The organism is Postechiella marina (genome assembly GCF_039538365.1).
Taxonomy (GTDB): Bacteria; Bacteroidota; Bacteroidia; order Flavobacteriales; family Flavobacteriaceae; genus Postechiella; species Postechiella marina.
Window position 1 is genome coordinate 1 of record NZ_BAABCA010000006.1, and the last position, 13,264, is coordinate 13,264.

The following is a 13,264-nucleotide window of genomic DNA, read 5'->3' on the forward strand; positions in this document are numbered from 1 at the left end:
AGACTACGGATCCTGCTAACGGTACGGTAACTCTTAATCCTGATGGAACCATTACTTATACCCCAGAAGATGGATTTACTGGTGAGGATACCTTCACTTACACCATTTGTGATGATGCGAATCCTGCGCTTTGTGATACTGCTACGGTGACAGTAACGGTACAACCTACAGATGCACCGAACTCAACGAATGCGAATGATGATGCTTTCTTTGCTTCAACGTGTGGAAGTCTAAGTGGAAACGTCTTAACAAACGATAATGACATTGAAGGAGATACTCAAACAATAAACTCAACAACAGTAACAACCGTTCAAGGTGTTACGGTAACTATTGATGCTACCACCGGAGAGTTTAATTACACGCCTATTTCATCTGATTTTATAGGAAATGATTCGTTTGTCTATACAATTTGTGATGATAATCAAGCTTGCGATCAAGCAACTGTTTACCTATCAATTACAGACTCAACCCCTCCAAGTGTTGTTGACTGTTCTATAGACGATGAAACTGTAGAGTGCAATGGTACTGATAACGAAAGTATTGCTTCCGATTGGAACGCTGCCAATATAGCTGCATTAGAACTATGTGCTACAGACTCTTGTGATTCGACTTTTAGTGGTCAGATAACATCAGACTATAACTTTGACAACTTAGTGTCTACTTGTGGAGCTGCTGGAACACTTACCATTACATATACAATTGCCGATAGTAACAACAATACTACTGAGGTTGTTGCAACATTAACAATTGAAGATACAATTGCTCCTGAGCCAACAACTGTTATAGAAGAAACTTTATTAGCCGAATGTGATAACATTCCAGATGTACAAACAATAGAATTTACAGATAATTGTTCATCAACTGTAGACGTCGTGTTTGAAGAAACAAATTCTTTTGATGAAAACAATCCAACAGATTATGAAATAATAAGAACTTGGACGGTTAGTGATGATTGTGATAACAGTCAAATTTTTACTCAAACAATTTCTGTAACTTTAAATGATTTTATTACAACGGTAACGGATAGAGTGTGCTCTGAAGATGGAGTAATCGACTTAAATGATTATTTAAACAATGGAGAAACTGGAAGTAATTGGATTATTACAGAAGGAAATACAACCCTAGACGGAAGTATATTTGATACTGAAAATATAGATTTAGGTCTTTACAAGTTTACCTATACTAGTGCTAGTAACGGATGTTTAAATACTATTGAAGTCGTAATAGAAATTCATGATGAATGTGTTGTTTTACCTTGTGGAAAGGAAGATGTAATTATTTCTAAAGTGGTTACACCTAACGGTGATGCTCAAAATGAATTCTTTACAATTACAGGAGTAGAAACTTGTGGATTTGTTGTAGAACTTCAAATATTCAACCGTTGGGGAGCAAAAATTTACGAAAACTCTAATTACCAAAATGATTGGAATGGCTTTGCTCATAAGTCTTCTGTTGGAAACGCAGATAAAGTTCCAAACGGAACATATTATTACATTATTAATTTAAAAAACAGTGGATTAGAACCTATCGCGAAAGCATTTTATGTAGGTACTAAATAAACCGGATATACTATGAAATCATTAAATTTAAAACTCATTATTTTTATACTGGCCAATTGTTGGATTGGAATGGCGCAACAGCTACCTCAATTTACACAGTATATGTATAATACGATCTCAATAAATCCGGCATATGCAGGGAGTAGAGAAACGTTAAGTGCTGTAGCTTTGCATAGAAGTCAGTGGGTTGGTCTCGATGGTGGGCCAACTACACAAACAGTATCTGTGCATTCGCCTTTAAGGAATGACCGTATAGGTGTTGGACTTTCTTTTATAAATGATGAACTTGGCTACGAAAATTTCTCATATATATATGGAGATTTCTCATATACCCTACCCATGGGACAGAAAGCTAAATTAGCCTTTGGAATGAAAGCAGGATTTACACATTACCACATCGATCAAGAGCTTTTAGACGACCCAACGGTTGTTAACGATCGCTTTTTTGATGATGTATCTAATAGATGGAGTCCAAATGTAGGACTTGGAGCTTACCTACATACCAACAGATGGTATATAGGATTATCTGCTCCAAGAATACTAAACACAGATTACAATAATGGCAGAAATGGCTCTATAGATTATGTTGCCTTAGAACGTATTAGCTACTACTTTACCGGTGGTTATGTTTTTGATTTAAGTACAAATACAAAATTTAAACCAGCAGTTTTACTTAAAGCAACTAACGGTGCTCCCCTATCTTTTGATATGACTGCTAACTTTTTGTTTAACGATAAGTTTTGGCTAGGTGGATCTTACAGAATAAATGAATCTGCAGCTGCTTTAGGACTTATAACAGATTTTCAAGTTTCTAAAAAATTACGTGTTGGCTATGCATACGAATATCCAATCTCTGAAATAAGAACATATTCTAGTGGCACGCATGAAGTTTTACTTATGTTCGAAGTGTTTAAAAGCAAACGTATTAAATCACCTAGATTCTTCTAAAAAATCAAACTATGAAATCAAATTTATTACTAATTATATTTACGCTTTGTAGTTCCTTAACGTTTAGCCAGGTAAAACTAGCTGATAAGTTTTTTGATAACTATAGCTATGTTAAAGCAAGTGAATTATATGAAAAAGCCTTTGAAAAAGGAGATAATAGCGAGCATGTTTTAACACGTATAGGAGACTGTTACTACAACAATTCTAACTCTAAAAAGGCTGCAATGTGGTATGCCAAAGCTGTAAATAAATACGACGATATATCTGCTCAATATTTATTTAAATACATTCAATCTTTAAAAAGTACAGGCAATTACACAGAGGCAAATATCTGGCTTAAAAAGTTTATACAAATCCAGAATGATAACAGCAGGAATAAAGATTACAACTTTGATAAACTTTTAAGTTATAATGAACTTAATACTATTGACGATCCTTTATCTATAAAAATTGAGAACCTACCTTTTAACTCTAAGCTTTCAGATTTTGGTTCTTATATACACAATAATACGCTTTATTTTGCTTCATCTAGAGGTCTAGATAAAACGAAAAATTACGGTTGGAATAAAGAACCTTTTTTAGATATATTTGAAGTTTCTTTAAAAGATAAAGGTTACCAATTAGAATTGGGCAATCCAGAATTATTAAAAGCATCTGCAATTAATTCAGACTATCATGAAGCTAATGTTACTATAACCAACGATGGAAAAACCATGTATTTTACAAGGGATAATGTAACTAGAAAAAATAAATTAAATTATGACAAGAAAGGTACAACTCATCTAAAAATATACAAAGCATCACTTGTTGATGGATCTTGGGAAAACATTAAAGAACTACCAATTAATGATGAAGTATACTCTACAGGGCACCCTAGTTTAAGTGCAGATAACAAAACCTTATATTTTGTATCTGACCGTGAAGGAGGTTTTGGACAAACAGATATTTATGAAGTAGATATTCTTGAAAAAAACAAATTTAGCAAACCTAGAAACCTAGGCCCTAATGTAAATACAGAAGGGCGCGAAATGTTTCCTTTTGTTAGTAAAGATAGTACGCTTTACTTTTCTTCTGACGGAAGATTAAACCTTGGACTATTAGATATTTTCAAGTCTAATATTATTAAAGATAGAAAAGCTGAGCCAATAAATTTAGGAGCTCCTTATAATAGTGGTTACGACGATTTCGCATATTTTGTAGATCCATCTAACACAAAAAACAGAAGCTATTTTTCTTCTAACAGACCCGAAGGGAAAGGTAATGACGATATTTATACCGTATACACCAAAGTATGCTCTCAAATAATTAAAGGTATTACAAGAGATAAAGAGAATAAAGACATTTTAAGTAACACCTCTGTTAAACTAATAGATGAAACAGGAAAAATTGTTGATCAAATTATTACTGCTGAAGATGGAGCATACGAATTTACACTAGATTGTAATAAAACCTACACTATTATTGGTAGTAAAACAACATACACCGATGACAAAGTTAATTTTGATACCGATGATAATGATGAAACAATAAACAAACAAGATTTATTTTTAGATCCGCTAATCAAAGGAAATCAAATAGTAATTAAGCCTATTTATTTTGATTTTAACAAATCGAATATTAGACTAGATGCAGGGTACGAATTAGAAAACATTGTAGATGTATTGCGAGTAAACCCAAAAATGATTATAAGAATTGAATCGCATACAGATAGCCGAGGAAGAGATAATTTTAACTTAAAACTATCAGATAGGCGAGCAAAATCTACACGAGACTATATACTATCTAGAGGTATTGCTCCTGAGCGTATAGAAAGTGCCATTGGTTTTGGCGAAAGCCAACTACTTAACAAATGTAGTAATGGTGTAAGATGTACAGCAGCCGAGCACCAATTAAACAGACGCTCTTATTTTTACATTGTAAAGAAATAAAAACGATTTAAAATTAAAAAAATCACAAACCTTACGTTTGTGATTTTTTTTTGCTTTTAATTTATTTCACTTTAAAATTGAGCTATAATTGGTTAACAATAAACTAAAATTTCTTTACAATTTATAAACTAAATAATGACACTCCTCCTCTACTTGCATCAATAAAAATCAAAATCACATCTCTTATTAAACCTTTTATTTAACAAGACTTTAAGAGTATTTGGGTTAAACGGCACCATAAACTTATTTTTTTGTAAAACCTTTGATAAAAAAAATCTAAAAAGGAATATATGCTCGTATACTAAGTAAATTGAAACTTGCAATCGAAAAAAAATATGACTGTACTAAAACAAAGAATTTATAATTTACTTAACAACATTCTTCAAAAAACAAAAAACATAACTACTAAAAATTTATGGGGGCATATTGTTTTATTCTGTACGTTTTTATTAATGATCGATGCTGTTTATTTATTTTTCATACTCCAAAAAGATTTTAGCAAATTTAATTTAGAACGTGTTTCTAGTACTCTAGGATTAACCTTCATGATTATTGCTGGTATATTATTGACATATAAAGCTTTATTTTTTTGCTATAGTTTATACCTATATATTAAATATAAAGCCATTCCATCGGTTTCTGATAAAGAACTACCAACAACTACCGTAATTGTACCCGCTTATAATGAAGGTAAGCAAGTATGGGACACGTTAATGAGTTTAGCTGAGAGCGATTACCCAGAAGGAAAACTAGAATTATTAGCTATTGACGACGGAAGTGAAGACGACACTTGGACATGGATGGTAGAAGCCAAGAAAAAATTAGGCAACCGTCTTACAATATACAAACAACCCGAAAACAAAGGAAAACGCCATGCCTTATACCGCGGTTTTAACATAGGGAAAGGCGATATATTTATAACTGTAGATAGCGACTCTGTAGTTAATAAAGATACACTACGCAACTTAGTTAGCCCATTTATATCTGACGAGCAATGCGGAGCTGTAGCAGGAAATATTCGAGTTTTAAATAAAGAAAAATATTTGCTTCCAAAAATGCTTGATGTAAGCTTTGTTCTAAGTTTTGAATTTGTAAGATCTGCAGAGAGTAGTCTTAAATCTGTTTTATGTACTCCAGGAGCTTTAGCTGCTTACCGCAGAGACGCTGTTTTTAACTGTTTAGACGAATGGATTAATCAAACTTTTATGGGGCAACCATCGGATATTGGAGAAGATAGAGCACTTACAAACATGATTTTAAAACAAGGTTTACATGTTCTATTTCAAAAAAACGCATATGCTTATACCAATGTACCAGAACAATATCGTGGACTTTACAAAATGTTTATTAGATGGGGACGAAGTAATGTGCGTGAAAATTTAGCCATGTCTAAATTTGTTTTTAAAAACTTTAGAGAAAAATCTAAAACAGGAATTAGACTATTATTTATAAGTCAGTCACTACAAATAATTATGAGCTATCCTTTTTTAATTTTCATGCTATTTTTTGTTATTTCTCATCCTTTATTATTCTTAAGCTCTACCATATTTAGCATACTTATACTATCTACTTTTCCGGTGTTATTTTATGCAAAAAAATATAAAAAATCAGAATCTATATGGGCGTATACCTATAGTATTTTATTTACTTTTGGGCTCTTCTGGATTACACCATATGCTATTGCCACCGCTAATAAAAGAGGTTGGTTAACACGAAGTTTATCAGAGAAAAACAGATAAAAAAACAACGTTTATTAATACGTTTACAAAACAAAAACATCCCTAACAATACATGATTGATAGGGATGTTTAATTAATATAAAACTTATTATTTCTTTATAAACTTATAAACTAAGTTTCCGTCTAGCCTTAGTAAGTAAAGACCTTGATTTAATGCCATAACATCAATTTTACTTGAAGGAACTAATACTCCAGAACCTACTTCTGCTCCAAGAATATTAAATATGGAATACTTGCTAGCTGCTTTAAGTCCATGTACACCAATATTATTTGTGGCTGGATTTGGATAAATATTTAATCCTTCTTTTTTAACTAATTTACTAACATCTAAAGTTCCATTTCCTTCTCCTTGAATATTAAAATTATAAGGATTTTCTCCAGCGTCATTATTAACAATACTAACACTTGCCTCTTTTAAACCAACACTTGTAGGCGCAAAGGTAATTTCGAAAGTTGTAGAATTTCCCGCTTCAATTACAGCATCTGGTTGCTTAGAAACAGTAAAAAGAGTAGCATCTGTTCCAGTAATTTCTACTAAAGGAGAACCACTTAACACTAACTGCTCTGTATTTGTATTATATATTATAAACTCTCTAACTAACGTATTAGAAATCCCTACCATTTCAAAATCTGTAAAATCTGCACTATCAGGAGTTGTATCGCCATCTGCAATAGAAACCGCATTTCCTTTAATATCAATTTCTGCTATTGGAGGAGATCTCCATAATTGCCCAAAGACCTCGTCTTCTCCATCACCTGGAATATTATCATCACCTTCCCAAACAATTAAAAAATCACCTGTAGTAGTATTAAAAGCTTGTTTGGGTTTTTGAGCTGTAAAAGAACTATCTCCATTGGTATTACCCATGTCACTAACACGACTTTGTGTTTCTAAGTGAACATAGCTAGAAGCATCTAAAGTTGTTGCAAAAATATCATAGGCACTACTGCCTGGCTCCTCTGACTGAAACGTTACTAATATTTGATCGTTTATAGTATTATAACTTACGGAAGAATAAGAACCTGTTTCTTCTCCATCCCCATCTACTCCTGCAAAACTTAACTGTATAGGTGCTCCTGTTAAAACACCTGATGAACTTATACGTTGACCAAAGATTTCATCTTCTCCATCTGTTGGATTGATATGATCGCCTTGAAATGTGACAAAATACTCTCCTAATAAAGGATTATAAACAACATTAGCATAATCTGCATCTCTATCCTCTGGAACAGATGTAATTTGTATAGGCGTATTTATACCACTTACCAAACTACCATCAGCTGCAACTATTTGACCAAAAATATTGTTATCGCTATTTGTAGGGTAATCAGCATAATATACAACTAGGTATTGATTCGTAGAACTACTATATGCAACACTAGGAACTGACGGGGCTTGGTTTGTTGCTGTAAAAGAACTTAATTTAGTTTGGCTACCTAAGCTATTAACTAATGTTCCATTACTGTTAATTCTAGTTCCAAAAATTTCTACTTCTGCTCCATATGTATTTCCTCCACTTGTAGTTGTTGTTGTAGGAGATTGCCATACTACGTAATATTCGCCACTACTAGTATTAACCGTTAAACTTGGATTAGTTATACTGTATGCTTCATTACCGTCTGCTCCGTGTTGTGAAATACGTATTTGTCCTGTTCCTAAACCTCCTATTAAGGTACCATTTGAACCTATTAATTGCCCAAAAACTTCTTTTTCTGTAGTATTAGACGTGTCCATATCTCCTTCCCAAACAACAAAATATTGGTTTGAAACTGTACTAAAAACAACTCTAGGGTTACTAGCATCAATATCATCATTCCCGTTAGGTCCTGTTAATGAAATTTGAAATGCACTCCCGTCTAAGCTTCCATCTGAGTTTACAAATTGTCCAAAAATTTCTTCTTCTGTATTTGCTACTTCAGTTTCATAAACCAATAAAAAACGGTTTAAAGTAGGATCGTAAGCTACATCTGGATCTTCATTATCTAAACTTGATCCCGTAGCATGAGTTGTTAAACGCATATCGTTTGTTCCTGTTTCACCACTTGAAACATCGCCAGAACCTTGAATAGAGAATGAATAAACAGCCTCATCACTATCATTAGAATTGATAGTTACCGTTGCTGTTCTTAGCCCTAATACACTTGGATCAAATCTTATAGTAAAATGGGTGCTTCCTGTAGCATTAACAGTTTCAGAAGCATCAGTCTGCAAAGTAAAATCTGCTGCATCAGCACCTGATATATTGACTTTAGGCGAACCAGAAAGTGTTAATGTCGCTCCACCTAAATTTCTAATAAAAAAGTTATAATCTTTGTAGTTATTGTTTAAAGCTACACTACCAAAATCTGTATAATCTGAAGTATCAGGAGTAACATCATTATTAGCAATGCTTACACTATTTCCTTGTACATCTATTTCTTGAACACCCATTGGAGTTTCATTTATAAAAGCCAAAGCAAGTCCGTAAGGATCTGAAGCTGTATTACTTAAAACTGTTACATTAGACCCGTCTAGATTAGCACTTCTTAAATTATCGAAAGAAGAATTTGAATCGGTCCAGAACAATTTATTATTAACAACATCTAGTGCCAAACCTCGTGGAGACTTAACATAAGTATCATTTAATATTTCTGTTACACTACCAGAACCATCACTATTTTTCTTAAAAATTCCATCTGCAGAAGAAGATGCCCAATACAAAACATTATTAGTATCATCAACCTGCATTCCGTATATCGTTCCAAGTTCGTTTACATATAGTTGCCCTGAAGGGACAAGCTCTGTATGTAACGTTTCTATACCAGAACCGTCTAAATTAGACCGCTTAACATAATATGTATTTGATAAATTACTAGTATTATAAAATCGTTCAGACCAATACAATTTATTAGCCCCAATGGTAAGGTTTCGTAAATATACATCTGCATTTAAACCAATAACAGTTTCTACAGAAGTTCCATCTAGGTTAGACCTTTTAAGTTCTTGATTTTCTACCCAATACAATTTGGCGTTTACCTCATCTACAGCAATATTATATATTGAAACTCCTGACGATGTGTATAGTTTACTTTCTAGAGTTCCATCAAAATTTTTCTTATAGATGCTATAAGGACTTCCTGTAGAAAAAAACATTTCTTGAGTATTATTACTAACAGCTAAATATCTAGCAGATAAGGCTTCTGTTTTTTTGAAGAATATTTCTTCTTGGGTACCATCAGTACTTATGGTTTTAAGTTCTCGATTATCTTCATCTACATAAAATATTTTCTTGTTTTGTCCTTTAATAGTTATAAAGGAAGATAGCACAAATGCTAAAAAAAGTAATTTGTTTTTCATTTTTTACGAGTTTAGGGTTAAATTAATTCGTATTTTTTTTTAATCTTACAAAGATAACAATTACCACACGTAAAGTAGTATTATTACTTCTTAATTAGCATTTAATCTGATTTTTTAACGCTTACAACTTGTTTTAATTATTGTTTTCTTAGATAAAAAAATTTACACAAAGTAACACATTGTGACTTTTTATAAAATAAAGCGTCTAAAAATTATAGATATAAAAATATTTCAGCTTTTTTGTAACATTTATTTAATATCGTACGTATAACTATATGAATGCCCTAATATTCACAATAAAATCCAGCAGAAGATTAGATGAGACAACTTAAAATTACCAAGCAGGTTACCAACAGGGAAACCGCTTCATTAGACAAATACCTTCAAGAAATAGGAAAAGTTGACTTAATTACCGCAGACGAAGAAGTAGAATTAGCACAACGCATTAAAGCAGGAGATCAAATCGCTTTAGAAAAGTTGACTAAAGCAAACTTACGTTTCGTTGTATCGGTAGCTAAGCAATACCAAAACCAAGGATTAACCTTACCAGATTTAATTAACGAAGGTAATCTTGGTTTAATAAAAGCTGCTCAACGATTTGATGAAACTCGTGGGTTTAAATTTATATCGTATGCTGTATGGTGGATTCGTCAATCTATTCTTCAAGCATTAGCAGAGCAATCTCGTATTGTACGTTTGCCTTTAAATAAAATTGGATCTATTAACAAGATTAATAAAACATTTGCTTTCTTAGAGCAAAGTCATGAACGTCCGCCATCTGCTGAAGAAATTGCAAAAGAATTAGATATGACTATTAACGATGTTAAAGAGTCTATGAAAAATTCTGGTCGTCACGTAAGTATGGACGCTCCTTTAGTTGAAGGAGAAGATTCTAACTTATACGATGTATTAAACTCTGGAGAATCTCCAAATCCAGATCGCGAATTATTACACGAATCTTTACGCACAGAAATAGAACGTGCTCTAGAAACATTAACGCCTCGTGAAGCAGATGTTATTCGTTTATACTTTGGTTTAGGCAACCAACACCCAATGACACTTGAAGAAATTGGTGAAACTTTCGACCTAACTAGAGAGCGTGTAAGACAAATTAAAGAAAAAGCTATTCGTAGATTAAAACACACATCTAGAAGTAAAATATTAAAAACTTATTTAGGATAATTTTAACGATGTTTGGCTAACCTAAACTGTTAGTTTGAGCTTGTTTTACGACTAAATTATAGTAACAAACAGTTACATCATAACTGTTCGTTTTTTGATTGATGAAAGAACCCGTGGCTGATTACCACGGGTTCACTCATTTTATACCTAATCTATTTTTAAATCTCTCTATAAAGTAAAGCGTTTTTTTAAAAGTCTTTCTATATTTGCCAAAACAAATACAATACATAAAAAAATGTCTTCTAAATTAATAGCTCCTTCAGTATTAGCAGCAGATTTCGCTAACCTTCAACGCGACATAGAAATGGTTAATAATAGTGAAGCAGATTGGTTCCATATAGATATTATGGATGGAGTTTTTGTTCCAAATATTTCTTTTGGAATGCCTGTTTTACAAGCTATAGCTAAGCATGCTAAAAAAACTATCGATGTGCATTTAATGATAGTAGATCCTGATAGATATATTAAAACTTTTGCAAATTTAGGAAGCGACATTTTAACGGTACACTACGAAGCCTGCACACACTTACACAGAACTTTACAAGCTATAAAAGCAGAAGGTATGAAAGCAGGTGTTGCCTTAAACCCACACACAAACATAAATGTACTAGAAGACACTATTAACGATATAGATTTAGTTTGTATTATGAGTGTTAACCCTGGTTTTGGAGGACAGAGCTTTATAGAAAACACATACGATAAAGTAAAAAAATTAAAAGCTTTAATTAAACAAAAAGGAGCATCTACCAAAATAGAGATTGATGGTGGTGTTACTAACAAAAACGCGAAAGCCCTAACAGATGCAGGTGCAGATGTACTTGTTGCTGGAAGCTACGTTTTTAAAAGCGATAACCAAATAGAGACAATAAAAGGTTTAAAGGCTATAGCAAATTCTTAAAATTTATTTAATAAATAGTTTATTAAATCTGTAGTAGTTACAATACCCACTAGCTTATTATCATCTACCACAGGTAAAGCATGAAACGGTTGTTTTTTAAAAATCTCTGCTACCTCTTTAATGGTATTAGATGTATTAACGCTAACAATTTTTCGAGTCATAACTTGGCCTATTGTTAATAAATTATCAACCATAGCCTCTCTAGTATCACCTTTTTCTTCAAAAGCATCGTCAAAATTTATACGCAACAAATCGGTATAACTAATTATCCCTAACAAGGCGTCTCTAGAAACAACTGGAATGTGCCTAATATTATGTATTTTAAACAAATGCTTTGCTTTCTCTAATGTGTCATCAATATTTAAAGAAATAACCTGATGAGTCATTATTGTAGATATTGGTCTTTTACGTACCATAATGTTTATATTATTAAATTCTAATTTAAAAAACTTACAACCGCATAAAATCTATAAACATACGGTTGCAAGCTTTATAAAAATGCGCACCACTTCTTATAAAAAAAAGATCTTTATTTTAAAATTGTTTTAGCAAATAGTTTATTAAATCTGTAGTAGTTACAATACCTACTAGTGTGTCCTTATCGACTACAGGCAAGGCATGAAACTCGCTTTCTGCAAGTATTTCTGCCACCTCTCTAATTGTAGTATTTGGCGATACACAAATAGGGGTTTTAGTCATAACTTGCTCTATACTAAACATATTATAAACCACTGCATTAATATTGTGGTTATCTTCTGTAACATCTGCAAAACTAATTTTTAACAAGTCTGTATAACTTAACATGCCAATAATAGATTCTTCGTTAACTACAGGCATGTGTCTAATATTATATCTTTTAAAAAGCATCTCTGCTCTTTCTAAATCGTCCGATCTGTTTAAAGCAATAATATCTTTAGTCATTATTTCTGAAACTGGAGTTCGTCTTTTCATGATTAAATAATTTTAAATTGTACCTTAAAATTACGATACATTACAACCATTTTATATGACAAAAATCATGTAGAACACTTAAAAAAAATACAGACCTGTCTGTTTTAATGATTTTTTTATATATTTGTAACATGAAAAAATTAAGTGTAAAAGAAAGAATAATTGAAACTGCGTCTCAACTCTTTTATTTTCAAGGATTTAATCAAACAGGGATAAACCAAATAATTGCAGAAGCAGGTGTTGCAAAAGCTAGTATGTATCAACATTTTAGATCTAAAGAAGATATTGCTGTCACTTATTTAAAAAAGCGCCATATAACATGGACAAACAAACTAGAAGATTTTGTTTCTCAAGAAAAATTGCCTCAAGAAAAAATATTTAAAACTTTCGATTTTTTAATAGATTGGCTTAGCAGTGTAGATTTTAGAGGCTGCGGATGGCAAAACATAGTTACAGATTTGCCAAACGACCATGATAAAATTAGACAACAAGCAGTGTTACACAAAAATGAACTTAGGGCTTGGCTAAATACCAACATCAATCAAATAGGTAATTACACTAGTAAAGAAGCAAAAACACTAGCAGACGAAGTATTAATACTTATAGAAGGCGCCATTATACAATCGCAAATTCAAAAAGACATTTGGCCCATTAATTCGGCTAAAAATATTTGCAAAAAAATATTAATATAGATAAAAGTAATAAACAAAAGTACATAAATC

At 32.2% G+C, this 13,264-nt stretch carries 10 protein-coding genes; 7 read left to right on the plus strand and 3 right to left on the minus strand.

The annotated features are described in order from the left end of the window. From ABD715_RS13700 to ABD715_RS13715, 4 genes are all read left to right on the plus strand, one after another. Positions 1 to 1,559 (plus strand): Ig-like domain-containing protein (locus tag ABD715_RS13700; RefSeq protein WP_344788853.1); only part of this gene is annotated, 1,559 nt, incomplete at its 5' end. 12 nt (positions 1,560 to 1,571) lie between these two features. Further along, positions 1,572 to 2,507: a PorP/SprF family type IX secretion system membrane protein gene (locus ABD715_RS13705; RefSeq protein ID WP_344788854.1), complete on the plus strand. Its 936-nt coding sequence runs from the start codon at positions 1,572 to 1,574 to the stop codon at positions 2,505 to 2,507. A gap of 11 nt (positions 2,508 to 2,518) precedes the next feature. Next, complete coding sequence (locus tag ABD715_RS13710) at positions 2,519 to 4,435, plus strand: OmpA family protein (RefSeq protein ID WP_344788855.1); 1,917 nt, start codon at positions 2,519 to 2,521, stop codon at positions 4,433 to 4,435. A 335-nt stretch (positions 4,436 to 4,770) separates the two neighbouring features. Continuing rightward, entirely contained in the window at positions 4,771 to 6,174 is a 1,404-nt protein-coding gene (locus ABD715_RS13715; RefSeq protein WP_344788856.1) for a glycosyltransferase family 2 protein, read from the plus strand. Positions 6,175 to 6,262: 88 nt separating this feature from the next. Here the strand turns inward: ABD715_RS13715 and ABD715_RS13720 are convergent, their stop codons facing one another. Continuing rightward, positions 6,263 to 9,511 carry a choice-of-anchor D domain-containing protein gene (locus ABD715_RS13720; protein WP_344788857.1) on the minus strand — a complete coding sequence of 1,083 codons (3,249 nt, stop codon included), beginning with the start codon at positions 9,509 to 9,511 and terminating at the stop codon, positions 6,263 to 6,265. Between the two features lie 318 nt (positions 9,512 to 9,829). Here ABD715_RS13720 and ABD715_RS13725 point away from each other — a divergent pair, with 318 nt between their 5' ends. Further along, positions 9,830 to 10,693, plus strand: coding sequence for a sigma-70 family RNA polymerase sigma factor (locus ABD715_RS13725; protein ID WP_034041378.1), 864 nt, complete (start codon positions 9,830 to 9,832; stop codon positions 10,691 to 10,693). A 235-nt stretch (positions 10,694 to 10,928) separates the two neighbouring features. Next, a complete protein-coding gene (gene rpe / locus ABD715_RS13730) occupies positions 10,929 to 11,591 on the plus strand; it encodes a ribulose-phosphate 3-epimerase (protein ID WP_344788858.1) in 663 nt (220 codons plus the stop codon). Here the strand turns inward: rpe and ABD715_RS13735 are convergent. Further along, a complete protein-coding gene (locus ABD715_RS13735; protein WP_344788859.1) occupies positions 11,588 to 12,007 on the minus strand; it encodes a CBS domain-containing protein in 420 nt (139 codons plus the stop codon). The two genes, rpe and ABD715_RS13735, sit on opposite strands and share 4 nt — an antisense overlap. 118 nt (positions 12,008 to 12,125) lie before the next feature. After that, positions 12,126 to 12,542 (minus strand): CBS domain-containing protein, encoded by a 417-nt coding sequence (locus tag ABD715_RS13740; protein WP_344788860.1) that lies wholly within the window; start codon positions 12,540 to 12,542, stop codon positions 12,126 to 12,128. A 131-nt stretch (positions 12,543 to 12,673) separates the two neighbouring features. On the opposite strand from ABD715_RS13740, the gene ABD715_RS13745 reads away from it, so the two are divergent. Then, positions 12,674 to 13,234, plus strand: coding sequence for a TetR/AcrR family transcriptional regulator (locus ABD715_RS13745; RefSeq protein WP_344788861.1), 561 nt, complete (start codon positions 12,674 to 12,676; stop codon positions 13,232 to 13,234). Positions 13,235 to 13,264: the final 30 nt, after the last annotated feature.

Bases quoted from the DNA above. Each gene is read 5' to 3' on its own strand.
- ABD715_RS13735 (WP_344788859.1), bottom strand. From the start codon at position 12,007: ATGGTACGTAAAAGACCAATATCTACAATAATGACTCATCAGGTTATT.
- ABD715_RS13720 (WP_344788857.1), bottom strand. From the start codon at position 9,511: ATGAAAAACAAATTACTTTTTTTAGCATTTGTGCTATCTTCCTTTATA.
- ABD715_RS13705 (WP_344788854.1), top strand. From the start codon at position 1,572: ATGAAATCATTAAATTTAAAACTCATTATTTTTATACTGGCCAATTGT.
- rpe (WP_344788858.1), top strand. From the start codon at position 10,929: ATGTCTTCTAAATTAATAGCTCCTTCAGTATTAGCAGCAGATTTCGCT.
- ABD715_RS13715 (WP_344788856.1), top strand. From the start codon at position 4,771: ATGACTGTACTAAAACAAAGAATTTATAATTTACTTAACAACATTCTT.
- ABD715_RS13725 (WP_034041378.1), top strand. From the start codon at position 9,830: ATGAGACAACTTAAAATTACCAAGCAGGTTACCAACAGGGAAACCGCT.
- ABD715_RS13740 (WP_344788860.1), bottom strand. From the start codon at position 12,542: ATGAAAAGACGAACTCCAGTTTCAGAAATAATGACTAAAGATATTATT.
- ABD715_RS13745 (WP_344788861.1), top strand. From the start codon at position 12,674: ATGAAAAAATTAAGTGTAAAAGAAAGAATAATTGAAACTGCGTCTCAA.
- ABD715_RS13710 (WP_344788855.1), top strand. From the start codon at position 2,519: ATGAAATCAAATTTATTACTAATTATATTTACGCTTTGTAGTTCCTTA.